At 75.1% G+C, this 23,547-nt stretch carries 22 protein-coding genes; 8 read left to right on the forward strand and 14 right to left on the reverse strand.

The window, feature by feature from the left end; translation table 11 throughout:
* Positions 1-45: 45 nt before the first annotated feature.
* Positions 46-2,625, forward strand: coding sequence for a DEAD/DEAH box helicase (gene sftH / locus BKA22_RS04380; protein WP_146954038.1), 2,580 nt, complete (start codon positions 46-48; stop codon positions 2,623-2,625).
* Positions 2,626-2,627: 2 nt separating this feature from the next.
* Here the strand turns inward: sftH and BKA22_RS04385 are convergent, their stop codons facing one another.
* The 7 genes from BKA22_RS04385 to ssd form a co-directional block, all read right to left on the reverse strand.
* A complete protein-coding gene (locus tag BKA22_RS04385) occupies positions 2,628-2,996 on the reverse strand; it encodes an Rv3654c family TadE-like protein (RefSeq protein WP_146954039.1) in 369 nt (122 codons plus the stop codon).
* A complete protein-coding gene (locus BKA22_RS04390) occupies positions 2,993-3,304 on the reverse strand; it encodes a TadE family type IV pilus minor pilin (RefSeq protein ID WP_223203680.1) in 312 nt (103 codons plus the stop codon). Before BKA22_RS04390 ends, BKA22_RS04385 begins: the two co-directional genes overlap by 4 nt.
* A 68-nt stretch (positions 3,305-3,372) precedes the next feature.
* Positions 3,373-3,762 (reverse strand): DUF4244 domain-containing protein, encoded by a 390-nt coding sequence (locus BKA22_RS19595; RefSeq protein WP_223203681.1) that lies wholly within the window; start codon positions 3,760-3,762, stop codon positions 3,373-3,375.
* Positions 3,763-3,922: 160 nt separating this feature from the next.
* Positions 3,923-4,552, reverse strand: a complete 630-nt coding sequence (locus BKA22_RS04400) for a type II secretion system F family protein (RefSeq protein ID WP_146954041.1) — start codon at positions 4,550-4,552, stop codon at positions 3,923-3,925.
* The gene (locus BKA22_RS04405) at positions 4,549-5,244 is read right to left on the reverse strand and encodes a type II secretion protein F (protein ID WP_223203682.1); all 696 of its coding nucleotides are present in this window, start codon (positions 5,242-5,244) and stop codon (positions 4,549-4,551) included. Before BKA22_RS04405 ends, BKA22_RS04400 begins: the two co-directional genes overlap by 4 nt.
* Positions 5,241-6,509 carry a TadA family conjugal transfer-associated ATPase gene (locus BKA22_RS04410; RefSeq protein ID WP_146954042.1) on the reverse strand — a complete coding sequence of 423 codons (1,269 nt, stop codon included), beginning with the start codon at positions 6,507-6,509 and terminating at the stop codon, positions 5,241-5,243. The genes BKA22_RS04405 and BKA22_RS04410 overlap by 4 nt, the downstream gene beginning before the upstream one ends.
* Positions 6,506-7,303, reverse strand: coding sequence for a septum site-determining protein Ssd (gene ssd / locus BKA22_RS19600; RefSeq protein WP_223203683.1), 798 nt, complete (start codon positions 7,301-7,303; stop codon positions 6,506-6,508). The genes BKA22_RS04410 and ssd overlap by 4 nt, the downstream gene beginning before the upstream one ends.
* 189 nt (positions 7,304-7,492) lie before the next feature.
* Between ssd and BKA22_RS04420 the strand changes: the two genes are divergently transcribed.
* Entirely contained in the window at positions 7,493-8,308 is an 816-nt protein-coding gene (locus tag BKA22_RS04420) for an HAD family hydrolase (RefSeq protein ID WP_146954043.1), read from the forward strand.
* Positions 8,309-8,622: 314 nt separating this feature from the next.
* Here the strand turns inward: BKA22_RS04420 and BKA22_RS04425 are convergent, their stop codons facing one another.
* Complete coding sequence (locus BKA22_RS04425) at positions 8,623-9,573, reverse strand: Fic family protein (RefSeq protein ID WP_146954044.1); 951 nt, start codon at positions 9,571-9,573, stop codon at positions 8,623-8,625.
* A 68-nt stretch (positions 9,574-9,641) separates the two neighbouring features.
* Between BKA22_RS04425 and BKA22_RS04430 the strand changes: the two genes are divergently transcribed.
* Complete coding sequence (locus BKA22_RS04430) at positions 9,642-11,060, forward strand: NAD-dependent malic enzyme (protein WP_146954045.1); 1,419 nt, start codon at positions 9,642-9,644, stop codon at positions 11,058-11,060.
* Positions 11,061-11,106: 46 nt separating this feature from the next.
* On the opposite strand, the gene BKA22_RS04435 is transcribed toward BKA22_RS04430, so the two are convergent.
* Positions 11,107-12,228 carry an NADH:flavin oxidoreductase/NADH oxidase gene (locus tag BKA22_RS04435; RefSeq protein ID WP_146954046.1) on the reverse strand — a complete coding sequence of 374 codons (1,122 nt, stop codon included), beginning with the start codon at positions 12,226-12,228 and terminating at the stop codon, positions 11,107-11,109.
* 111 nt (positions 12,229-12,339) lie between these two features.
* Between BKA22_RS04435 and BKA22_RS04440 the strand changes: the two genes are divergently transcribed.
* The 4 genes from BKA22_RS04440 to ilvD all read left to right on the forward strand — a co-directional run bounded on the left by BKA22_RS04440 (position 12,340) and on the right by ilvD (position 18,220).
* Complete coding sequence (locus BKA22_RS04440) at positions 12,340-13,218, forward strand: formate/nitrite transporter family protein (RefSeq protein ID WP_146954047.1); 879 nt, start codon at positions 12,340-12,342, stop codon at positions 13,216-13,218.
* A gap of 55 nt (positions 13,219-13,273) precedes the next feature.
* Positions 13,274-14,110 carry a hypothetical protein gene (locus BKA22_RS04445; protein ID WP_146954048.1) on the forward strand — a complete coding sequence of 279 codons (837 nt, stop codon included), beginning with the start codon at positions 13,274-13,276 and terminating at the stop codon, positions 14,108-14,110.
* A gap of 160 nt (positions 14,111-14,270) precedes the next feature.
* Entirely contained in the window at positions 14,271-16,265 is a 1,995-nt protein-coding gene (gene acs / locus BKA22_RS04450; RefSeq protein ID WP_146954133.1) for an acetate--CoA ligase, read from the forward strand.
* A 101-nt stretch (positions 16,266-16,366) separates the two neighbouring features.
* Complete coding sequence (gene ilvD / locus BKA22_RS04455) at positions 16,367-18,220, forward strand: dihydroxy-acid dehydratase (RefSeq protein ID WP_146954049.1); 1,854 nt, start codon at positions 16,367-16,369, stop codon at positions 18,218-18,220.
* A 67-nt stretch (positions 18,221-18,287) separates the two neighbouring features.
* Here the strand turns inward: ilvD and BKA22_RS04460 are convergent, their stop codons facing one another.
* From BKA22_RS04460 to BKA22_RS04475, 4 genes are all read right to left on the reverse strand, one after another.
* The gene (locus BKA22_RS04460; RefSeq protein WP_146954050.1) at positions 18,288-18,662 is read right to left on the reverse strand and encodes a fluoride efflux transporter FluC; all 375 of its coding nucleotides are present in this window, start codon (positions 18,660-18,662) and stop codon (positions 18,288-18,290) included.
* Positions 18,659-19,159 carry a fluoride efflux transporter FluC gene (locus tag BKA22_RS04465; RefSeq protein WP_146954051.1) on the reverse strand — a complete coding sequence of 167 codons (501 nt, stop codon included), beginning with the start codon at positions 19,157-19,159 and terminating at the stop codon, positions 18,659-18,661. Before BKA22_RS04465 ends, BKA22_RS04460 begins: the two co-directional genes overlap by 4 nt.
* Before the next feature lie 67 nt (positions 19,160-19,226).
* Complete coding sequence (locus tag BKA22_RS04470) at positions 19,227-19,769, reverse strand: universal stress protein (protein WP_146954052.1); 543 nt, start codon at positions 19,767-19,769, stop codon at positions 19,227-19,229.
* A gap of 92 nt (positions 19,770-19,861) precedes the next feature.
* A complete protein-coding gene (locus BKA22_RS04475) occupies positions 19,862-20,305 on the reverse strand; it encodes a hypothetical protein (RefSeq protein WP_146954053.1) in 444 nt (147 codons plus the stop codon).
* A gap of 210 nt (positions 20,306-20,515) precedes the next feature.
* Here BKA22_RS04475 and BKA22_RS04480 point away from each other — a divergent pair, with 210 nt between their 5' ends.
* Entirely contained in the window at positions 20,516-21,919 is a 1,404-nt protein-coding gene (locus BKA22_RS04480) for a cellulase family glycosylhydrolase (protein ID WP_146954054.1), read from the forward strand.
* A gap of 165 nt (positions 21,920-22,084) precedes the next feature.
* Here BKA22_RS04480 and BKA22_RS04485 read toward each other — a convergent pair whose 3' ends face one another.
* Positions 22,085-23,473 carry an NAD(P)-binding domain-containing protein gene (locus BKA22_RS04485; RefSeq protein WP_146954055.1) on the reverse strand — a complete coding sequence of 463 codons (1,389 nt, stop codon included), beginning with the start codon at positions 23,471-23,473 and terminating at the stop codon, positions 22,085-22,087.
* Positions 23,474-23,547 lie beyond the last annotated feature (74 nt).

The following is a 23,547-nucleotide window of genomic DNA, read 5'->3' on the forward strand; positions in this document are numbered from 1 at the left end:
CGCCCGTCACCGTGGGGCCGTTGCGCGCGATGGAAGGATGAGCCCGTGGTCCGTCCCGGGGAGCTGCTCGACGTGCTGCTCGCCGCCGGACGGCGTGCCGACAGCGCGACGCACGTGCGCACCCTGCCCGCGCGCGACGGCCGCCCCGCGGACTGGCCGACGTGGGCGGACCCCGACCTGGTGCGCGGCTACCGCACGCTCGGCGTCGAACGACCGTGGACGCACCAGGCCGAGGCCGCCGACTCCGCATGGTCCGGCCGGCACACCGTGCTCGCCACGTCGACGGGCTCCGGCAAGTCGCTCGCGCTGTGGCTGCCCGCGCTCACCGCCGTGCGCGCCGACGTCGCCGCCGGAACGCTCGACCCCGGGCGTATCGAGTCGGTGGCACGGCGCGGCACGACGCTCTACCTGTGCCCGACGAAGGCCCTCGCCGCCGACCAGCTGGCCGCGCTCGAACGCCTGCTCGTCGCTGCCGGCACACGCGACCTGCGGGTGGCGACATGCGACGGCGACACCTCGTTCGAGGAGCGCCGCTGGGTGCAGGACCACGCCGACGTCGTGCTCACGAACCCGGACTTCCTGCACCACGCGCTCCTGCCCCAGCACCGACGGTGGACCCGGCTGCTCGCGTCGCTGCGCTACGTCGTGCTGGACGAGTGCCACGCGTTCCGCGGGGTGTTCGGCGCCCACGTCGCCCTCGTGCTGCGACGGCTGCGCCGGCTCGCCGAGCAGTACGGGGCACGCCCGGTCTTCCTGCTCGCCTCGGCCACGACGTCCGACCCGGCGGCGAGCGCGGCCCGGCTCATCGGCGTCGACCCCGACGAGGTGGCCGCGGTGACCGACGACGGGTCGCCCGCGGGTCGCCGCACGTTCGTGCTGTGGCAGCCGCCCGAGCTGCCCGGCGGCGACGGACCGTGGTCCGCCCTGCTGCCCGAGGACGACCCGTGGGCGACCGCCCTTCCCGTCCCGGCACCCGACCTCGCGCCCGGCAGCGCACCGGACGGCGGACCCGCCGGCGCGCCCGACGGCGGACCCGGCAGCACCGATCCGCTCCACCCACCGGCCACCGCGGGTGCCGGCGGCGAGGGTTCGGGGCCGCTGGGCACGGGCGAGCGCACGGTCGTCGACGCCGACGACCGCCCACGACGCACGGCGACCGCCGAGGTCGCCGACCTGCTGGCCGACCTGACCGCGGCCGGGGCCCGGACGCTCGCCTTCACCCGGTCGCGGCGCGGCGCGGAATCGGTCGCCACGACCACGCGCGCCCACCTCGCGGAGATCGACCCGTCCCTGGCCCGCGCCGTGCAGGCCTACCGCGGCGGCTACCTGCCCGAGGAGCGGCGGGCCCTCGAACGCGCCATCCGCTCCGGCGAGCTGCGGGCGCTCGCCACGACGAACGCCCTCGAGCTCGGCGTCGACATCGCGGGTCTGGACGCCGTGCTCATCGCCGGGTGGCCCGGCACGCGCGTGTCGCTGTGGCAGCAGGCGGGCCGGGCCGGACGTGCGGGCGCGGAGGGGCTCGTCGCGCTCGTCGCCCGGGAGGACCCCCTCGACACCTTCCTCGTGCACCACCCGGAGGCGATCTTCGACACCCCCGTCGAGGCCACCGTGTTCGACCCCACGAACCCGTACGTGCTGGCCCCGCACCTGTGCGCGGCCGCGGCCGAGCTCCCGGTCCGCGCGAGCGAGCTGGGCCTGTTCGGCGGCGCCCGTGCCGGGCAGCTCCTCGACGAGCTGGTCGAGCGCGGTGCGCTGCGCCGTCGACCCTCGGGCTGGTACTGGACGCACTCCGAACCTGCCTCTCGCCTCACCGACCTGCGCGGCACGGGCGGCGACCCGGTCCGCGTCGTCGAGGCCACCACCGGTCGGCTGCTCGGCACCGTCGACGCGGCCTCCGCGGATGCGACCGTGCACCCGGGTGCGGTGTACGTGCACCAGGGCCTGACGTTCGAGGTCGACGAGCTGCACCAGCAGGACGCCGTCGCCCTGGTCACGCGCCGGGACGTCGAGCACGGCACCTGGGCGCGCTGGGTGTCGTCCACCACGATCGTGACGACCGACGCCGAGGTCCCGTGGGGGCCGGTGACGTGGGGGTACGGGCAGGTCGACGTGACCACCCAGGTCATCGGCTACCAGCGCAAGCACCTGCCGGACATGCGCGTCATGGGCTACACCGACCTCGACCTGCCCGCCCGGACGCTGCGCACGGCTTCGGTGTGGTGGACGGCACCGGCCGACGTGCTGGAGGCCGCGGGCGTGACCGCCGAGCTGGCACCGGGCGCCCTGCACGCTGCCGAGCACGCCTCGATCGGGCTGCTCCCCCTGCTGGCCACGTGCGACCGGTGGGACCTCGGCGGGCTGTCGACGGCGCTGCACGTCGACACCGAGCACGCCACCGTGTTCGTGCACGACGCGCTCGCCGGTGGTGCGGGGTTCGCCGAGCGCGGCTTCGAGCTCGGAACCACCTGGCTGCGGGCCACGCGCGACGCGATCGCCTCGTGCCCGTGCGTCGTCGGCTGCCCCGCCTGCATCCAGTCGCCCAAGTGCGGCAACGGCAACACCCCGCTGGAGAAGGCGGCCGCCGTGCGCCTCCTGGACGTCGTGCTCGCCCACGCCCCGGCCTGACCTCACCCCTCCTCCCGTGCCGAGGACGGTCCGGCACGTGCCTGCCGGAGCGCCTGCCCGCCGACGCCGTCGACCGCCGCGGTGACCCGGAGCACGTCCGCTCCGTCCTCCTCGCAGGCGGTCAGCCGTGCACCGTTGCGCACGGCCGCCTCACCGGCCACCGCGCAGGCCGCCGCAACCCCCTGACGGGGCAGGACCCCGGCGCCCGCGAGCGCGGCGAGGTCCGCAGCCGACTGAGCGCGCCCGGCCGAGCCGTGCGCGGCCGACAGCGCGCCGAGCCCCGCGCCGAGCAGCAGGACCACGGCCACCAGCGCGAGGACCAGCACCGTGCCCGAGCCCCGGTCGCCGGACGGCACGGGTGCCCGTGTCACGGCTCGCTCCGGCCCACGGCCTGCGCCTGCACGTCCAGCGGCACCGCGTCCCAGCCGGTCACCGCACGCCCCACCGTCACCGTGACCCACTCTCCGTCCCGGACGACCTCGACGCTCGCTGCTCCCCCGGCGGCCCGACGCGCCGTCTGGACGACGACGGCATCGGACTCGCCGAGGGCGGCCGACCGGGCACCGGCGCGGGCTCCGTCGGCGCACTGCCAGCGCACCGAAGACGCGTGCACGACACCCAGCACGACGAGCAGCAGCACGACCACTGCGGGGAGCGCGACCGCCAGCTCGGCCGTCACGCTCCCCCGGTCGCCCGGCTCGTCGAGCGGGAGGGCTACGGCGCGCGTGGGGCCCCGCCGCGCCGGGCTCACTGCTGCAGCGCCTGCCGGACGAGCGCCGTGAGCATGCCGCGGACCTCGTCGCCGCGCAGGATGACGAGCAGCAGCCCGGCGAACCCGACGGCCGCGAGCGTCGCGATCGCGTACTCGGCGGTCGCCATCCCGGCCTCCGCACCGGCCGCTCGCACGGCGTTCAGGCGGGACCGGAGCTGCTCCCACGGCGCCGCCGACCACAGCAGCAGCCCGGTTCGCCGCCCACGGGTCCTCCCGCCGACGCGCCCGCTCGCGCGCCGCGGGGAGCGGCGCCGACCGGGCGTCGTCCGCACCCGCGCGGCCGCCGGGCCGGTGAGCACCTCCGGCGTGCTGAGCACCGCGGGGCCCGGGTGACCCTCGGTCGATCTGGTGAGCCGTGCGGACATGGTCGCCTCCTCGTGACGGGCCGCCTGGTGCGGCCGGTCGCACGAGGATCGCGACGACCCGCCGCGCCGCGTGCGTCCCGCTCCCGGGACGGTGGCCGACCCCTGGCACCCCGGGGCTGTGGGCGCCTCGTGCGGCTCGCCCTGCTCGGCCGCCCGGCCGTCAGCCGACGAGCCCACCCGCCAGGGAGATGACCACCGGGACGAGCCCGAGCAGCATGAACGCCGGCAGGAAGCACAGGCCGAGCGGCAGCACGAGGTGCACGCCCAGGCGCGCCGCGGCCTCCCGGGCCTCGCCCCGAGCCTCACGGCGCAGCCGGTCGGCTGCGGCTCGCAGGGCGGGCCCGGGGGCGGCCCCGGTCGTCCAGCTGACGGCGAGCGCGCGCTCGAGCTCCCCGGACGAGGGCGCGTGCGCCCAGGCGGTCGACCATCCCGCCCCGAGCGCGAGCGCGGAGGCGACGCCGTGCAGCGCCGCGCCCTGGGCACCCGGGAGCGTGCGCGCCACCGCGTCCAGCGCGCGCGGCACGGCCGCCCCGGTGCCGAGCGCGGAGTCGACGAGCTCGAGCAGCAGCGCGGGGCCGAGGTCGACGGCGCCGACCCCGACGTCGGGCGCGCCCGTCCGCGCCGCAGGAGCCGCAGTGGCCCCACGGGTTGCGGGACCCAGCGCTGCGGGTCCGACGACAAACCCCGCGTGGCTCGCCGACCGGGCAGGCGTCGGCCGACGCCACCACCACGGCACCGAGCCGAGCACCGCGAGGACGCCGAGCAGGAGGGCGACCGCCCCGGGGCTCACGACGTCCCCGACGCACCGGCGCGCGCGGCCCGGGACAGCAGGACCCTGGTCCACCACCGCCCGACGAGCAGAGCGCCGGCACCGAGCACGCCCGCGAGCGAGCCGACGCCCCCGCCGAGCAGCACCCCCAGCGGGTCGGCCCCCATCCCCGTTCCGAGCACGAGCCCGAGGACCGGCAGCCACGACAGGACCGTCGCTGTCGCGCGCGGCCCGGCCAGCGCGGCCCGGCGATCACCCTCGAGCTCGGCCTCGACGGCCAGCGCGTCCCCGACCCGGTCGAGCTGGTCGGCGAGCGGGGCACCGAGCTCGGCGGCCAGCCGGGTCGCGGCGACCGCCGCAGTGGCCCGTGCGCGCACCGACGTCGGCGCACGGCCGGCGTCGGAGCCGAGCAGGTCGGCCACGGTCGGGACGCCGTCGGGCACGGGCACCCCGAGCACGTGCGTCCACGCCTCCGTAGGCGGTGCGCCGGCCCGCAGCTGGGTGGCGACCCCGGCGAGCAGCGCGGTGAGGTCCCGGTCCCGGGCCCGCGTGCGTCGGGTGCGCCGCAGCCAGGACCGCCACCGAACGGCGTCCGACGCGCGCACCGAACCGTCCGTCGGCGCGGACGCGGCCACGACGGCCGGGCTGCGCCCGCGCGGACCTGCCGACGCGAGCAGCGCCAGCGCGACGAGCACGCATGCCAGCCCGGTCACGACGCGGTTCCCGCGGTCGACCGCAACCCCACGCGTGCGGTGAGCGCAGGCCAGGCGGGCCCGGGCAGGGCGCGTCGCCCCTCGACCGTGACCGCGTTCGACACACGCAACGACCCGTCCGGGGCGCGGTCGACCATGCCCACCTCGACCAGCCGGCGTGCTCCGTCGGGTTCGCGACGCATGTGCAGAACCGTGTCGAAGGCGCTGGCCGCGTGCGCCGCGACGGCGTCGCGCCCCATGCCTGCGAGGGCGGCGAGGGCCTCCAGCCGGGCCGGTACGTCGGCCGCGGTGTTGGCGTGCACGGTCGCGCACCCGCCCTCGTGGCCGGTGTTCAGCGCGGCCATGACCTCCCGGACCTCGGCCCCGCGGCACTCGCCGAGCACGATGCGGTCCGGTCGCATCCGCAGGGCCTGCCGGACCAGGTCGGCGAGCTCGACCCGCCCGGCCCCGTCGACGTTCGCGTGCCGGGCGAGCAGACGGACGACGTGCGGGTGCGCGGGCCGGACCTCCTCGGCCTCCTCGATGACGACGATCCGCTCGTCGTGCGGCACGGCCGAGAGCATCGAGGCGAGCAGCGTCGTCTTGCCCGAGCCGGTCGCGCCGCTGACCAGAAGGTTCGCCCGGGCCGCGAGCAGTGCGCGCAGCACGGCCACGAGCCCGGGCACGAGCGTGCCGGCGGCGGCGAGCTCGTCGAGCGTGAACGCGCGGGTGCGCACGACCCGCAGGCTCAGCAGCGGGCTGCGTGGCGCGACGGGCGGCAGCACGGCGTGCAGCCGGGTGCCGTCGGGCAGCCGGGCGTCGACGGTCGGGCTGGCGTCGTCGAGGCGTTGCCCACCCGCGCCCGCGAGCCGGACCGCGAGCGCCCGCACGTCCTCGGTACGACCGAGGTCGACCGCCGTGCGGGTGAGCCGTCCGCGTCGTTCGACCCACACGTCCTGCGGGCCGTTGACCAGCACGTCGGTGACGTCGGGGTCGTCGAGCAGCGGCTGCAGCGGTCCGGCACCGACGAGCTCGTCGCGCACGGCCCGGCAGACCTGCGCGAAGGCGTGCGAACCGAGGATCGCCCCGTTCGCGCGCACGGCCTGCTCGACGGCTGCAGCGAGCGCGGCGTCGAACTCGGCCCGGCCGGCCGCACGGGTGCCTCCGTGGGCCTCGAGGTGCGCCTCGAGCAGGGGGCGGACGGCGTCGACGAGCGCCCGGTCGACCGGCGGTGTCGCCTCCTGCACCGGCGGGCCCGGGGGTGGCTGGGGGACGTCGACGGTCACCGGCCGACCTCGTCGAGCACGAGCCGGGCGGCGCGCCCCGCGGCCCGACCGAGCGGCCCGGCTCGTGGGACCCGGGCCCGTTCCAGGTGGGTGGCGAGCCTGCGGTCCTCCCGCACGGCGCACAGCAGCGGGAGGTCGACGGCCTCCTCGACCTCGGCGACCCCGAGCCCACCGGGTGCCGGGCCGCGCACGACCAGTCGCAGGTCGACCCCGGGGGCGGAGCCGGCGAGCGCCGCGGACACCGCGAGCGCACCCGCGACGGCGCGCAGGTCGCGTGGCGCGACCAGCAGGATCGTGTCGCAGACCGCGCTCGGCGCGGTCCCGGCCAGCACGTCGGCACGGCCCAGGTCGAGCACGAGCGCACCGGTGGCCGTGGTGAGGGCTCCGAGCACGTCGGGCACGACGTCGGTGGGCAGGGCGGCGGGCCGCAGGCGGTCGGCGCTGAGCACCGCGCACCGCCCCCACCGGGGCAGCAGCGTGAGCAGGTCAGCTCCGTCCACCTCGCCCCGGGCGGCATGCAGGTCGGGCCAGCGCAGCCCGGGGTCCCGTTCGACCCCGACGAGCACGTCGAGCCCGGCCGAGCCGGTGTCGAGGTCGACGAGCGCGGTCGCGGTGGCGTGCGCGAGCCGGTCAGCGAGGGCTGCGGCAAGGGTGGACGCGCCGGCACCGCCGCGGGCGCCGACGACGCCGACGACGCGCGCGCGTCGCCCCACGACCCCGGCCGACGGCATGCCGGCAGGGCGGTCGTGCGAGCCCGTCGCACGCAGGGCGCCGGGCACCTCGATGGTCGTCACGGTCGATCACCTCCGACGGCGAGGATGTCGGTCGGCTTCCCGGCCCGGACCTGCGAGCGGCCGCACGCACGAGGTGACGGGCCCATGCCCGGGGCTGGGGGTGGGTCGTCCCGGCCGCTGCGCGACGGGACGAACTAGGCTCGGGGCGAACCCGCAGATGAGACGCCCGGACACCCCCACGGAGCCCGCATGACACCGTCCCCGACGCCTGCCACGCCGCGCGTGGTGCTGCGCACGGCGGCGTTCTTCGACCTGGACAAGACGATCATCGCGACCTCGTCGGCGAGCGCGTTCTCCCGGCCGTTCCTGGCCGGCGGGCTGCTGACCAAGCGGTCCGTGCTGCGCACCGGCTTCGCGCACCTGCAGTACCTGCTCGGTGGCGCCGACGCCGACCAGACCGAGCGGCTGCGCGTGCAGCTGTCCCGCATGGTCACGGGGTGGGACGTCGCGCAGGTGCGGCAGATCGTCGCGCGCACGCTGCACGAGTCCATCGACCCGACCGTGTACGCAGAGGCCGTAGCCCTCATCGAGGAGCACCACGAGGCCGGGCACGACGTCGTCATCGTGTCGGCGTCGGGGTCCGAGATCGTCGAACCGATCGCCGCCCTGCTGGGCGCGGACCACGTCGTCTCGACCCGGATGGGCGTCGCCGAGGGCCGGTACACCGGTGAGATCGACTTCTACGCGTACGGCGAGAACAAGGCACAGGCCATCCGCGACCTGGCCGCGCAGCAGGGGTACGACCTGCCCGCGAGCTACGCCTACTCGGACTCGATCACGGACGCGCCCATGCTCGGCACGGTCGGGCACGCCTTCGCGGTGAATCCCGACCGGGCGCTGCGCAGGCTCGCCGCCGAGGAGGGGTGGGGGGTCCTGACGTTCCAGCGGCCCGTGCGGCTGCTCGGCCTGCGTCGCCCGTCGGGGCGGACGGTGGCGTTCGTGGCCGGTGCGGCGGCCGTCGTCGCGGTGGTCGTCGTCTGGCGGGCGGCCACCCGCCGCCGCTGAGGGCGACTCGCCCGTCGCTCGAGGACCCGAACCACCCCGCACGACCCTCGCACACGGACGACGGCGCCCCGGGGGACGCCGTCGCCGAACGGATGACCGCGAGGGTGATCAAGCGTGCTCTGATCGGGTCGCTACGGGTCCAGCCCGGTCGACCTGCCCCTAGGGGGGCTCTCCTGCCCGTGGGTGCCCTCGGGTCATGCAGTTGTGAGCCTTTGCTACACCGGGCGGCACCGCGTGGGAAGTGCGCGGCGCACCCGCGCAGGTCGCGCACCGGGGGCGCCCGCATCGCGGATGCCCGGTCCGGCATGCGGACGTCAGACGAGACGACCCGCGAGCACCGCGTCCGCGACCGACCGAGCCTCGTCGGCTCCCTGCACGACGGCCCGGGCGCACGCGACGACCCAGGCGGCGACCCCGTCCGGGGTTCCCGTGCCGAACTGCGCCGCGGCCCCCAGGTACAGGTTCGGCTGCCGCGCCCAGACGGCCTCGGGCACGACCGAACCGGTCGGGTCCAGGCCGCGCGCGGTCACCATGAGCCGGGCGACCGCACGCGCCACGACCCCGTTCCCGGCGACGAACGGTCGTAGCGCGAGCAGCTCGCCGTGCACGACCGCCGCCACGACGAGCGCCGGCGCGGACGTCGCGGCCACGGTCCGGGCGAGCAGGTCGAGGCGTGCGGCGACCTGCTCCCCGTCCGGCGCCGGGCCGAGGCCGCGCAGGTCGGCGGGCTCGACGCCGGCGGGACGCGTCCGCCCGACCAGGTCGTTCTCGACACGGCCGCCCGCCGCGGCGGCGTGCAGGCGCGACAGCATCTGCGCGAGCGGCGGCAGGACCGTGCGGTCCCGACCGACGAGCGCCGGCATGAGTCGTTCGGCGCCCGCGCCCGCCCGCAGCGCACCGAGCACGACGGTCCCGACGGCGTCCGTGCGCGCCCCGTCCGTGCGCACCGCGTCCGGACGAACCTCGTCCGTACGAGAACCAGCCCGCGCGAAGCCTCCGGCCGCGCCGAGCCCCGGCAGCGTCCCGACCGCGAGCGCCCGCACGGCCTCGACGGGCAGCCGTGCCCCGTCAAGCGCGGCCGAGGCCTGGGCCGAACGCACGGTCGCCTCGGCCCGCACCTCGCGCCAGCGACGCCGGTACGCCTCGTGCCAGCGCAGCTCCTCGCACGCCTGCCGGGCCAGGCCGACCGCCTCGGCGACCCCCGGCAGGGCTGCGACCGCCGCGAGCGGGTCGGGTGCCGGTGGGGTCGGCTGCACGTCGTTCACCGGCCCACCCTAGGCAGGCCGCCGTGGCCGTCGAGACGCCCGCCGCGCCGGGTGCCACGATGAGCCGCATGGCTCCCGCCCCCTCCGTGTCGTCGTCCATCACCGCGCGCCTGGAGGTGCAGGCCCGGCCCACCGCGGTCAGCGAGCTGACCACCGCGATCGAGGCGGCCGGCGGCATCGTCTCGGCTCTCGACGTCACGCACTCGGGGCACGAGCGGATGACCGTGGACGTCACGTGCGCGACGCGCGGCGAGGAGCACGCGGCGCAGATCGTCGACGCCCTGCGCGACCTGGCCGGGGTGCGCGTCGAGCGCGTGTCGGACCGCACGTTCCTCATGCACCTGGGCGGCAAGCTGTCGATCGAGTCGAAGGTGCCGCTGCGCAATCGCGACGACCTGTCGATGGCCTACACGCCCGGTGTCGCCCGGATCTGCGAGGCGATCGCGGCGCACCCGGAGGACGCCCGCCGCCTGACGATCAAGCGCAACACGATCGCGGTGGTCACCGACGGCACGGCCGTGCTGGGCCTGGGCGACATCGGCCCGCTCGCGGCGCTGCCGGTCATGGAGGGCAAGGCGGTGCTCTTCAAGCGGTTCGCGGGCATCGACGCGTTCCCGATCGCGCTGGACACCACCGACGTGGACCAGATCGTCGAGACGGTGTGCGCGATCGCGCCGGTGTTCGCCGGCATCAACCTGGAGGACATCTCGGCCCCGCGTTGCTTCGAGGTCGAGCGGCGCCTGCGTGAGCGTCTGGACATCCCCGTGTTCCACGACGACCAGCACGGCACGGCGATCGTCGTGGTCGCGGCGCTGACGAACGCGCTCAAGGTCGTGGGCAAGGACCTGGGCGCCGTGCGGATCGTGCTCTCCGGGGCGGGTGCGGCCGGGACCGCGGTGCTGCGCCTGCTGCTCGCCGCCGGGGCGGTGGACGTCGTCGTGGGCGACATCGAGGGCGTCGTGCACGTCGACCGACCCGGGCTGGCGCCGTCGTTGCGGTGGACGGCCGAGCACACCAACCCGCGCGGTGTCACCGGGACGATCCCGCAGGCGCTGGTCGGCGCGGACGTGTTCATCGGCGTGAGCGCCCCCGACGTCATCACCGGCGACGACGTGGCCACCATGGGCCCGGACTCGATCGTGTTCGCCCTGGCGAACCCCCGCCCGGAGGTCGATCCGGACGACGCGGCCGTGCACGCAGCGGTCGTCGGCACCGGCCGGTCGGACTTCGCCAACCAGATCAACAACGTGTTGGCGTTCCCCGGGGTGTTCCGCGGTCTGCTCGACGCGCAGTCGCACCGCATCACCGACACCATGCTGCTGGCCGCCGCGTACGCCCTGGCCTCGGTGGTCACCGACGACGAGCTGAACCCGACCTACATCGTGCCCAGCGTGTTCAACCCCGAGGTGACGACCGTGGTGGCCGCCGCGGTCGCCCGTGCCGCGCACGAGAGCAACGGCACCCGGCCCGCCGACGACGACGCCTGAGCGTCGCGCGGACGGGCCGTGGCACCGGTGCGCGTGAGGCCGGAGGTCAGCGCCAGGCGCCGCGCACGTGCTGCGGCTGCCACCCCGTGACGTCCTGCACGCCCGGGTCCGAGCTGCCGACCTCGAGCGGCAGCGCCTCGGTGGGCACGCCGAGCTCGTGCGCGGCGCGCAGCGGCCAGAACGGGTCGCGCAGCGCGGCCCGACCGAGGAGCACGACGTCGGCCGCACCGTCGACGAGCGTCTGCTCGGCCTGGCGGGCGTCCGTGATCAGGCCGACCGCGCCGACGGGCAGGCCCGAGGTCTCCCTGACGGCCCGGGCCGCGGGCACCTGGTAGCCGGGCCCGACGGGGATCTGCGCAGGGGCGTTGCCGCCCGAGGAGACGTCGACCAGGTCGACGCCGTGCCCGGCGAGCTCCTTGGCCACCTGCCCGACCTCCTCGACGCTGAGCCCGCCGTCGGTCCAGTCGGTCGCCGAGAATCGCACGAGCAGCGCGAGCTCGTCGGGCCAGACGGCGCGGACCGCGTCGACCGTCTCGACGAGCAGGCGGGCCCGGTTCTCCAGCGAGCCGCCGTACTCGTCCTCGCGGTGGTTGGACAGCGGCGAGAGGAACTGGTGCAGCAGGTAGCCGTGCGCGGCGTGCACCTCGACGACGTCGAAGCCCGCGGCCAGTGCCCGACGGGCCGCGTCGGCGAACAGGCCCGGGATCGCGGCGACGCCCGCCTCGTCGAGCGCAGCGGGGGCGTCCAGGCCGGGGAAGGCGAGGGCCGACGGCGCGACCGTGGTCCACCCGCCCTCGTCGAGCGGGACCGTGCCGTGACCGGCGGCACCGAACGGCGGGTACGTCGAGGCCTTGCGGCCCGCGTGCGCGAGCTGCACGCCGATCTTCGTGCCGCGGGCGTGCACGAAGTCGGTGATCCGACGCCAGGGCGCGATGTGCGCGTCGTCCCACAGGCCCACGTCGCGCGGGCTGATCCGACCCTCGGGCGCGACCGCCGCGGCCTCGCTGAGCAGCAGCCCGTAGCCGCCGGAGGCCAGCGAGCCCAGGTGCACGAGGTGCCAGTCGTCCGGGAACCCGTCGGTGGCCGAGTACTGGCACATCGGGGCGAGCCAGGCGCGGTTGGCGAACGTGGTGCCGCGCAGGGTGAGCGGGGAGAACAGGTGCGTCATGTCAGCGGGCAACCGCGCGCCGCGTCGGTTGATTCCGCACGCCCGAACGGCCGTGAGAAACCCGGCCCAACGTCCCACGGGCAGCGCCGAGGGGTGCGTCACCCTGGACAGGTGCTGAGCATCCCCGAGGCCGTCGACCACCAGGCGCACACCGCCGTCGACAAGGTCGACCTGGCCCGCGACCCCGGACTGTTCCTCGTCCGCACCATGCTGGCCGGTGCCTACATCGGCATCGGCGTGATCATCATGGTCACCGCGGGCGGCCCGCTGAAGATGGCCGGATCGCCGTGGGCGCCGCTCGTGCAGGGCCTCGTGTTCGGCGTCGCGCTGACGATCGTGGTCGTCGCCGGAGCCGAGCTGGCGACCTCCTCGATGATGTACCTCACGCAGGGTGCGCTGCGCCGCACGATCACCTGGGGCCGTGCCGGCGTCGTGCTGCTGGCCACCATGGTCGGCAACCTGATCGGCGCGATGATCTTCGCGGCCCTCGTGCACTTCTCCGGGGTCACCGCCCCCGGCACGGACCCGGGTGACGCGATCGCCTGGATGATCGAGCACAAGGCCGCGGAGACGAACGCGCAGCTGTTCTTCCGCGGCGTCCTGTGCAACCTCATGGTGTGCCTGGCGATCTGGTGCTCCAACCGGCTGCGCAGCGAGGGGGCGCGGATCGCCGCGATCTTCGCGTGCGTCATGGTCTTCATCACCTCCGGCTTCGAGCACGTCGTGGCGAACATGACGACGTTCTCGCTCGGTCTGTACGGCGACCTGCCCGGTGCGACCGTCGGAGAGATGGCCCGCAACATCGCGCTCGTCGGTCTGGGCAACCTGGTCGGTGGCGGGCTGCTCGTCGGCGCCGCGTACGCCTACCGGGGTCGTTCGGGTGCCGTGGTCGCTGCCGCTGCCGCCGCATCGGCCCACGAGGACGCCGCCGCCACGGTCACGACGGCGGACGAGGACGCTCACCCGGCGCTGGAGCCCGTCGCGCAATAGCGTGGATCGGGACGGTGACGTGGGACGACGTCACCGCGGGACCCGAGGAGCACGCATGAGCACCTCCGACGCACCGCCGCCCACCCCGAGCACGCCGAGCACCCCCGTGCGCAGCGAGGGCGCCCCGCCCGACGCCTCCCCTGCCGACAGCTCCGGCACCTCCCCTTCTCCGGCCGTTCCTCGCCCCGCAGCGCCGCCCGCTGCATCACCTGACGCGGCGACGCCCGCCCCGAAGGTCCCCGCTCCCCCCACCGGTGCGCACCGGGACCCCGCGTCCCAGGTGCCGGACGCGGAGCTGTTCCCCGCCCCGAACGCACCCTTCACCACGACGTTCGGCACGCACGTGCTCGGCGCGGTGCTCGGGCTCCTGCTCGCCCCGATCGGCATGGGCGTGACCCTCCTCGGGCAGTCCCGGATCCTGGTCGCGCAGGTGGACGGCTGGACGGCCTCGGCCGACCTGGCCGGGATCGTGCTGGTGACGATCGGCCTGCTGCTGCTGGGCACGGTGCTGGTGCTCGCGCTGTGGACCCCCGCCCTGCCGACGGCCGGCGGGCTGCTCCTGACGGTCGCCGGCGGGGTGTACCTGTACGCGCCGTGGTTCGCCCGCGAACGGACTCTCGTGGTGCTGCCGTCGGAGCACTGGCACGTCACGCTCACCCAGGTGACCGTGGCCGGGACGTCGGGCACGGTGCTGGTGACCGGCTTCCTGCTGCTGGTGGCGGGGCTCGTGGCGATCGCGGCACGTCGCCAGGGGATCCACCTGGGGGTCTTCCGGGAGCGGCACCACCCGGGCCGCGCGACGCTGCCGCCGCCCCGGTCGCCGAGGCCGCCGACGACGCCGCCCACGACCGCGACGACGCCGCCCACGACGACGACCCCGCCCGCCGGCTGAGCCGCGCGCACCGGTCCCGACCTGCCGGACCGCAGGTCTAGAGTCGGGACCTACGTCCTACTCGCATCATCGTCGCTGCGCAGGAGAACCCGTGACCCAGACCCCCCACGCCACCCCGACCCCGTCGACCGCTGTGCCCCCTGTGCCCCCTGTGCCCCCTGTGCCCGCTGGGCCCGCGGACGGACCCGCGCCGGCCGCGCTGGACAACCTGTCGACCGAGGACCGGCGCTTCCCGCCGGACCCCGCCATGATCGCGCAGGCCAACGTCGGCTCGGACGTGTACGCCTGGGCGTCGGCGGACCGGCCGGACTTCTGGGCCGACCAGGCCCGCGAGCTGCTGACCTGGACGCGGCCGTTCACCGAGGTGCTCGACTGGTCCGAGGCGCCGTTCGTCCGGTGGTTCGCCGACGGGCGGCTCAACGCGGCGTACAACGCGGTCGACCGGCACGTCGAGGCGGGCCACGGCGAGCGGGTGGCCCTGCACTTCGAGGGCGAGCCCGGGGACACCCGCACCCTGACGTACGCCGACCTGCAGCGCGAGGTGTCGCGGGCTGCGAACGCGATGGCGTCGCTGGGTGTCGGCACGGGCGACCGGGTCGCGATCTACCTGCCGATGATCCCCGAGGCCGTCATCACGATGCTGGCCTGCGCGCGGCTCGGCGCACCGCACTCGGTCGTCTTCGGCGGCTTCTCCGCCGAGGCGCTGCACTCCCGGATCGTCGACGCCGCCGCGACGCTGGTCGTCACCGCGGACGGCGGGTACCGCAAGGGGACTCCGAGCGCGCTGAAGCCCGCGGTCGACGAGGCGCTCGCCAAGGGTGCGCCGAGCGTCGAGCACGTGCTGGTGGTGCGACGCACCGGTCAGACCGTCGACTGGACGCCCGGCCGGGACGTCTGGTGGTCCGACGTGGTCGACGCCGCCTCCGAGCGGCACACCCCGGTCGACGTGGACGCCGAGCACCCGCTGTTCATCCTGTACACCTCCGGCACCACGGGTCGCCCGAAGGGCATCCTGCACACGACGGGCGGCTACCTGACGCAGGCCGCGTTCACGCACCGGGCGGTCTTCGACCTCAAGCCCGAGACGGACGTCTACTGGTGCACGGCCGACATCGGCTGGATCACCGGGCACACCTACGTGGTCTACGGACCGCTGATCAACGGCGCCACGCAGGTCATCTACGAGGGCACGCCCGACACCCCGCACCGGGGACGCTGGTGGGAGATCGTCCAGAAGTACGGCGTCTCCATCTTGTACACCGCACCTACGGCGATCCGTACGTGCATGAAGTGGGGCGACGACATCCCCGCGTCCTTCGACCTGTCGAGCCTGCGCGTGCTCGGTTCCGTGGGTGAGCCCATCAACCCCGAGGCCTGGATGTGGTACCGCCGCACCATCGGCGGAGACCGGGCCCCGATCGTCGACACGTGGTGGCAGACCGAGACCGGCGCGATCATGATCAGCCCTCTCCCGGGCGTGACCAGCACGAAGCCCGGCTCCGCCCAGGTCCCGCTGCCCGGCATCGCGGCGGACGTCGTGGACGACGAGGCGAAGTCCGTGCCCGACGGCGCGGGCGGCTACCTGGTCGTGCGCGAGCCGTGGCCGGCGATGCTGCGCGGCATCTGGGGCGACCGCGAGCGCTACAAGGACACCTACTGGTCACGGTTCCCCGGCCTGTACTTCGCGGGCGACGGCGCGAAGAAGGACGCCGACGGCGACATCTGGCTGCTCGGCCGGGTCGACGACGTGATGAACGTGTCCGGCCACCGGCTGTCGACCACCGAGATCGAGTCGGCCCTCGTCTCGCACCCGTCGGTCGCCGAGGCGGCCGTCGTCGGGGCGAGCGACGACATGACCGGGCAGGCCGTCGTGGCCTTCGTCATCCTGCGCGCGGAGGCCGCCGCACTGGACCGTCCGGCCGAGGAGGTCCAGGAGGAGCTGCGCCGGCACGTCGCCGTCGCGATCGGCCCGATCGCCAAGCCGCGGCAGGTGCTGGTCGTCCCCGAGCTGCCCAAGACGCGGTCGGGCAAGATCATGCGCCGCCTGCTGCGCGACGTCGCCGAGCACCGCACGGTCGGGGACGCCACGACGCTCGCGGACTCCTCCGTGATGGACCTCATCGCCGCCGGGCTGTCGGCGCCCCCGGCCGCCTGAGCACCGCGCCGCGGACGCCTCGGGGCACCTGGACGCACGGCCGGCGTCCGCGGCGCGGTCATCGGCGTCGTCCTGCCCGGCGGAGTGCTGAGATGGGTCCCATGCCTCAGCTGCGATCCCGGACCGTCACCCACGGCAGGAACATGGCCGGTGCCCGCGCACTCCTGCGCGCCTCCGGCGTGGCCCGTGAGGACATCGGCAAGCCGATCATCGCCGTCGCGAACTCCTTCACCGAGTTCGTCCCCGGCCACACGCACCTGCAACCCGTCGGCCGGATCGTCTCCGAGGCGATCCACGCGGCCGGCGCGGTGGCCCGCGAGTTCAACACGATCGCGGTCGACGACGGCATCGCGATGGGCCACGAGGGCATGCTCTACTCGCTTCCCTCGCGCGACCTGATCGCCGACTCGGTCGAGTACATGGTCCAGGCGCACCGCGCCGACGCGCTGATCTGCATCTCCAACTGCGACAAGATCACGCCCGGCATGCTCATGGCGGCGTTCCGGCTGAACATCCCCACGGTCTTCGTCTCCGGCGGCCCGATGGAGGGCGGCTCGACGGTCCTCACCGACGGCTCGAGCCGCACCCGGCTCAACCTGGTGACCGCGATCTCGGACGCGGTGGCCGACACGGTCTCGGACGCGGACATCGACCTCATCGAGGAGGCCGCGTGCCCCACGTGCGGGTCCTGCTCGGGCATGTTCACCGCCAACTCCATGAACTGCCTGACCGAGGCGCTCGGCCTGGCCCTGCCGGGCAACGGCTCGACGCTGGCCACGCACACCGCCCGCCGCGCCCTGTACGAGCAGGCAGGCCGCACGGTCGTGGACATCACGCGCCGGTTCTACGAGCAGGACGACGCCTCCGTGCTGCCGCGCGCGATCGCCACCCGGGAGGCGTTCGACAACGCCATGTCGCTGGACATCGCGATGGGCGGCTCGACGAACACGATCCTGCACCTGCTGGCCGCGGCCCACGAGGCCGAGCTGGACTACGACCTGACGCACATCGAGGCGCGCTCGCGAGCCGTCCCGTGCGTGTGCAAGGTCGCCCCCAACGGCACGTACCTCATGGAGGACGTGCACCGCGCAGGCGGCATCCCCGCGATCCTCGGCGAGCTGAACCGCGCCGGGCTGCTGCACCAGGACGTGCACTCGGTGCACTCCCCCTCGCTGGAGTCCTGGCTCAAGGACTGGGACGTGCGCGGCGGGTCGCCGTCGGACGAGGCCGTCGAGCTGTTCCACGCCGCACCGGGCCGTCGCCGCTCGGCGTCGGCGTTCTCGCAGTCGGCCCGGTGGGAGACCCTCGACCTGGACGCCGAGGGCGGCTGCATCCGCGACGTCGCGCACGCCTACACCGCCGACGGCGGCCTGGCCGTGCTGCGCGGCAACCTCTCGGTCGACGGCTGCATCGTCAAGACCGCCGGGGTCGACGAATCGATCTTCACGTTCTCCGGCCCGGCCCTGGTCACCGAGTCCCAGGACGAGGCCGTCGAGGCGATCCTGTCCAAGCGGGTCAAGGCCGGCGACGTCGTGGTGATCCGCTACGAGGGTCCCCGCGGCGGTCCGGGCATGCAGGAGATGCTCTACCCGACCTCGTACCTCAAGGGCCTGGGCCTGGGCGCCGCGTGCGCGCTGGTCACCGACGGCCGGTTCTCCGGCGGCACGTCGGGCCTGTCGATCGGGCACGTCTCCCCCGAGGCGGCCGCCGGTGGCGTCATCGCCCTCGTGGAGGACGGCGACACGATCGAGATCGACATCCCCTCACGCAGCATCCGCCTGGCGGTGCCGGACGAGGTGCTGGCCGAGCGGCGGGCCGCCCTCGAGGCTGCCGGAGGGTTCCGGCCGCGCTCGCGCGAGCGGGTCGTCTCGACCGCGCTGCGCGCCTACGCCGCGATGGCCCTGTCGGCCGACAAGGGCGCCGTGCGCGACGTGAGCGTGCTCGAAGGTCGCTGACCTGGTCGACGCAGGCCCGCTCGACGGCCCCCGGCGCACACCCGTGCCGCCGGGGGCCGTCGCCGTCTCAGCGCCCGGTCAGCCACATGAGGCCGACACCGGCGGAGGCCGCGGCGACGCAGAGCACGAGGGTGCCGAGGGCGTTCGCCACCGCGACGCCACGCTCACCGGCCTGCACGAGCCGGACGGTCTCGACCATGGCCGTCGAGAACGTCGTGTAGCCGCCGCAGAAGCCCGTGGTGACCGCGGTGAACCAGGGCGACCCGAACCCGTGGAACAGGTGCGCGCCGTTGAGCAGCCCGATGAGCAGCGACCCCGTGACGTTGATGGTGACCGTGGCCAGCGGGAACACCCGCGCCCACCGGCCCCGGATCGAGCCGTCGACCACGAACCGGGTCGAGGCACCCAGGCCACCGAAGAGCAGGACGAGCAGCGTGATCACCGGGCGTCCTCCTCGACCCCGCCCGCGGCCGTCGGGCCGACCGGGCCCGCGACGTCCGGGTCGAGACGCAGCCGTGCAGCCCTCCAGGAGTGGTGACGTGCACCGGCGAGGACGCCCAGCAGCGCGGCGAGGAACCCGAGGACCACGCTGACCAGGCCGTACGCGAGCCCGGTGCCGACGTGCCCGGCCGCGCCGAGCCGCTCGACCTCGATCGCCAACGTGCTGAAGGTCGTGAAGCCGCCGAGCACCCCGGTTCCCAGCGCCAGCCGCAGGCGTCGCGTGCCTGAGGACTCCGGGCCGCGACGCACCAGCAGCTCGAGCAGCAGGCCGAGCAGGAACGCGCCCACCAGGTTCTCGACGAAGGTGGCCGTGGGCCAGCCGCCATCGACCGGGGGGACGGCCGAGGTCAGCGCGTAGCGGGCACCGGTCCCGGCCGCGCCGCCGAGGCCGACGAGCAGGATCAGCGAGGGCGTCAGGTGTGCCGGACGGGTCGTCAAGAGGTCTCCTGGGGGTCGCACGGGAGCATACCGAGCGGTCCCGGACGACCTCTGACGGCCCGCGCACTCACGCGCGGGGCGAGGCCTTCCAGTCGACGACCTGGAGCGGCACGACCATCACGGGTCGGTGCTGGTGGTGAGCGAGCCGGACGGCGACCGACCCCTCGATGGCCTCCCGCACGCGGGCTCCCGCACCCGGTGAGCGGGTCCCGACGACGAAGCCCGCGGCGTCCACCGCTCGGGCGAGATGGGTCAGGGCGCGGTCCGCGCGGCCCGCCAGGTACCGGAACGACCACGGCACCGTGCTGCCGGCGAGCACCTCGGCAAGGGTTCCCTCGATGTCCTCCTGGCGGCGCTGCCAGCCGTCGTCGGCACCGTCCGGGTCGATCGCCTCGTGCAGCACCGTCCCGTCGTCGCGCTCCTCGCGCGTGTACCGCGAGCCGTCAACGAACGCGCAGCACAACTGTGAGGCGCCCGCGGCCTGCGCCCAGGCGGCAGCCGTGAGCACGACGAGCGCGGGCTGCCCCGGCACGACCCCCACGACGAGCGGGTGACCGGCCACGGGCACCATCCGGGACGGACTCGGCTGCGGGACCTCGCGGGTGGGCATAGGCGATCCTCCAGCTCCGAGGCTAGGTCCGGCACGACCAACCCGCCCGTCAGGGCAGGGCAGGGCAGGGCGGGCCGGTCACGGCACGAGAGTCAGAGGACGCCCGCGGGCGCCTGCGCCGCCAGGCCGAACCGCGCCCGGGCGTCGGCCACGGTGCACGGGTCGAAGTCCAGCTGCTCGAGCGGCACCCCGCGGGTGAGCCCGTGCATCACGACCGGCTCCCAGGTGCGCGCGTCCGGCGTCACCTCGAAGACGGCGTCCTGGAACACCACCACCAGACGCCGGTCGTCGAAGAAGTGCGCGTACCAGGACTCCTCGTGCGCCGGCACCATCCCCGCACGCAGGTGCGCGACGGCATCGGCGAGGTCGGACTCGTCGACGCGCACCAGCAGGAGCCGCCACGCGCCGATCGGCAGCTCCGCGAGCGCCTCGAAGGGTGACAGCGCACCCCTGTCGACGAGCGACTGCTCGACCACCACGCCCCACAGCCCGGCCATCTCGTCCCCTTCACCCGACCAGTGCCGATCCTCCGGCATCGTACACCTGTTCGAATCGGAGGGTGCTCAGAACCGCGAGGCGAAGCGTTTAGGACCGTGGAACCCCGCGCACCGACCTGGTTGTCTTGCGCCGGCACCCGTCCGCCGGGGCCGGCGAGCCAGCGGACGGGAGCCTCCACCCCGGGACCTTCCCGCCCGAGACCCTCCCGCCCGAGAACTGCCCGCCCGAGAACTGGAACGAGGATGTCCATGAGATCTCGACCGTCCCTGCTGACCGGCGCGGTGCTCTCCGCCGCGCTGGTCGCCCTCGGCACCGCGAGCGCCGTGTCGCTGACCTCGACGGCGGCGCAGGCGGCCGACCCCGTCGGTCTGCACATCGAGGGCGCACGGCTCGTCGAGCGCGACGGCACGCCGTTCGTCGCCCGCGGCATCAACCACGCCCACACCTGGTACACCTCCCGGACCCCCGCGGCGATCGGGGACATCAAGGCGACCGGCGCGAACGCCATCCGCGTCGTGCTCTCCGGTGGCGACCGATGGACGAAGAACGACACCGCGGACGTGGCCGACGTCATCGCCCGGTGCAAGGCGGCCAAGGTCATCTGCATGCTCGAGGACCACGACACCACCGGCTACGGCGAGCAGTCCGGCGCCGTCACGCTCGACAAGGCCGCCGACTACTTCGTGTCCCTGAAGTCCGTGCTGGTCGGCCAGGAGGACTACGTCCAGATCAACATCGGCAACGAGCCCTACGGCAACACCGCCTCGGTCAACGCCGGCTGGGCGGCCGACACCTCGGCCGCCGTGGTGAAGCTGCGCGCCGCCGGGCTGCAGCACAACATCGTGGTCGACGCCCCGTCGTGGGGTCAGGACTGGGCGGGCATCATGCGCGACCAGGCCGCGACCGTCGCCGCGGCCGACCCGCAGCACAACGTGCTGTTCTCGGTGCACATGTACGGCGTCTACTCCCAGGCCTCCACGATCAACGCCTACTTCGACGCGTTCGCGGCCAAGGGCCTGCCGCTCGTCGTCGGGGAGTTCGGCAACACCCACTCCGACGGCGACGTCGACGAGGACACGATCCTCGCGCAGGCGCAGGCCCGCGGGATCGGCTGGTACGGCTGGTCCTGGTCGGGCAACGGCGGTGGCGTGGAGTACCTCGACCTGGTGACCGGGTGGGACCCGGCCCAGCTCTCGACGTGGGGCAAGCGCCTGGTCGACGGCGCGAACGGCCTGCGGGCCACGTCCGTGCAGGCGACCGTCTACGGCTCGTCGCCGACCCCCACCCCGACCACGACGCCCACACCCACGCCCACCGTGACGCCCACGCCGACCCCCACCCCCACGCCCACGGCCGGCACGGGGACGTGCACCGCGACGTACGCGACGAGCAGCACGTGGCCGGGCGGGTTCCAGGGCGCGGTCACGGTCACGGCGGGTACCGCGGCCATTCCCCGCTGGTCCACCGTGCTGACGCTCCCTGCGGGGACCACCGTCCAGGGCTGGGCGGGCACCTACAGCCAGTCCGGCAGCACCCTGACCGTGTCGAACGCACCGTGGAACGGTCTGCTCGCCGCCGGCGCGAGCACCACCTACGGGTTCGTCGGCACGGGCAGCGCCCCGGCCGCGGGCACCGCGGTCGCGTGCAGCTGACCGCTCGAGACCGGCCGGGACCGGCCACCGGTGGACGCGGACGCTGACACGCCGCCCACCGGGACCAGGAGGCCGCGCATCCCCGCTCCGGGGTGCGCGGCCTCTGGTGCGCGATCTCCTGGCGAACCGCCGGCAGTGCGCGGCCTCGCGGGCCCGGTCCGCGCCCTAGAGGGACAGCAGCCGACGCAGGTTCCGGACGGCCTCGCGCCCGCCTCGGTTCGCGCCGATGGTCGAGGCGCTCGGCCCGTAGCCGACGAGCTGGAGACGGGGGTCGGCGACGACCTGGGTGCCGTCCATCGCGATCCCGCCGCCCGGTCCGCGCAGCCGCAGCGGCGCGAGGTGGTCGAGGGCGGCCCGGAACCCGGTGCACCACAGCACCGTGCGCGCCTCGACGTGCGCCGGGCCGTCGACCCAGCCGAGCTGCGCCGCCGTCGGCAGGGCATCGGCGCTCGACGCGGCCGAGGAGCCCGGTACGGCAGCAGAGAGGGGCACACCAGCAGGGATGGGCACAGCAGCAGGGATGGGCACGGCGACCGTGTCCCACTGCGCGCCGTCGGCGACGAGCCGGTCGAACATCGGCCGCGCGCGCAGCACGCCCGACGCGATGCCTTCCCGGTACGCGTCGGTCAGCGGCAGACCGGTCACACCGACGACGCTCTCCGGCGGGAGACCGGCCCGGGTCCGGGCGTCGACGCGCGCGACGGCCTCACGCCCGACCTCCGGGGTGATCTCGCCCTCACGCCACAGCGGGGGCCGTCGGGTGACCCAGGTGGTCGTCGTCACGCGCGAGACCGCCAGCAGCAGCTGCACGGCCGAGGTGCCGCCACCGACGACGATGACGTGCCCGTCCGCGAGGTCCTCGGCCTGCCGGTAGTCCCGGGTGTGCAGCTGGCGGCCCAGGAAGGCCGACCGACCGGGGTACACCGGCCAGAACGGCTTCTGCCAGGTACCCGAGGCGTTGACCAGCCCGCGGGTCCGCCAGACCACCCGGACGTCCTCGTCCTGCACGGCGCGGGTGTGCACGAGCAGGCGGTCGGACGCCCCGTCGACCGAGGTGTCCTCCTCGACGCGGTCGACGCGCACGGGGCGCTGCACGTGCAGCGCGAACTGCTCCTCGTACTCGGCGAAGTAGTAGGGCACCGCCTCCGCGGCGGGCTGCGCCAGGTCGGGCACGACGAGCTCCTTGCCCGGCAGCTCGTGCACGGCGTGCGCGTCGGCCATGGTCAGCCCGGTCCACCGGAACTGCCAGGCGCCACCGGGTCGCGGGGCGTCGTCGAGGACGACGAACGTGCCGGGCGCGTCCTCCCAGCCGTCGGCGCCGACCGGCAGCAGCCCGATGCGGCGCAGGTGGTACGCGGCGGACAACCCGGCCTGTCCGGCGCCGACCACGACCACGTCGACGTCGACCGTGCGGGGACCGGCTGCGACCTGCGCCCGACGGCGGGCCCGACGTCCGGTCACCTGCTCCGGCTGCCCCACCTGCTCGGTCTGCGGCGCACCCGCCGGGTCCGGGGTCCGCGCGCTCGCGTCCGGGGTGCGCACCGAGGAGTCCATGACCGGTCCAACGTACCCGCTGCCCTCGCGTTGCGGACCCCCGGTGGACGCACGTCACACGACCGCCACAGGGC

This window comes from Cellulomonas soli, assembly GCF_013409305.1.
Classification (GTDB): domain Bacteria; phylum Actinomycetota; class Actinomycetes; order Actinomycetales; family Cellulomonadaceae; genus Cellulomonas; species Cellulomonas soli.

What these genes read in the sequence shown, in the direction of transcription:
- BKA22_RS04470 (WP_146954052.1), bottom strand. Translation starts at nt 19,769, where the DNA reads ATGCCCACCCGCGAGGTCCCGCAGCCGAGTCCGTCCCGGATGGTGCCC.
- BKA22_RS04485 (WP_146954055.1), bottom strand. Translation starts at nt 23,473, where the DNA reads ATGGACTCCTCGGTGCGCACCCCGGACGCGAGCGCGCGGACCCCGGAC.
- ilvD (WP_146954049.1), top strand. Translation starts at nt 16,367, where the DNA reads ATGCCTCAGCTGCGATCCCGGACCGTCACCCACGGCAGGAACATGGCC.
- BKA22_RS04475 (WP_146954053.1), bottom strand. Translation starts at nt 20,305, where the DNA reads ATGCCGGAGGATCGGCACTGGTCGGGTGAAGGGGACGAGATGGCCGGG.
- BKA22_RS04480 (WP_146954054.1), top strand. Translation starts at nt 20,516, where the DNA reads ATGAGATCTCGACCGTCCCTGCTGACCGGCGCGGTGCTCTCCGCCGCG.
- BKA22_RS04430 (WP_146954045.1), top strand. Translation starts at nt 9,642, where the DNA reads ATGGCTCCCGCCCCCTCCGTGTCGTCGTCCATCACCGCGCGCCTGGAG.
- BKA22_RS04435 (WP_146954046.1), bottom strand. Translation starts at nt 12,228, where the DNA reads ATGACGCACCTGTTCTCCCCGCTCACCCTGCGCGGCACCACGTTCGCC.
- BKA22_RS04420 (WP_146954043.1), top strand. Translation starts at nt 7,493, where the DNA reads ATGACACCGTCCCCGACGCCTGCCACGCCGCGCGTGGTGCTGCGCACG.
- BKA22_RS19595 (WP_223203681.1), bottom strand. Translation starts at nt 3,762, where the DNA reads ATGTCCGCACGGCTCACCAGATCGACCGAGGGTCACCCGGGCCCCGCG.
- BKA22_RS04445 (WP_146954048.1), top strand. Translation starts at nt 13,274, where the DNA reads ATGAGCACCTCCGACGCACCGCCGCCCACCCCGAGCACGCCGAGCACC.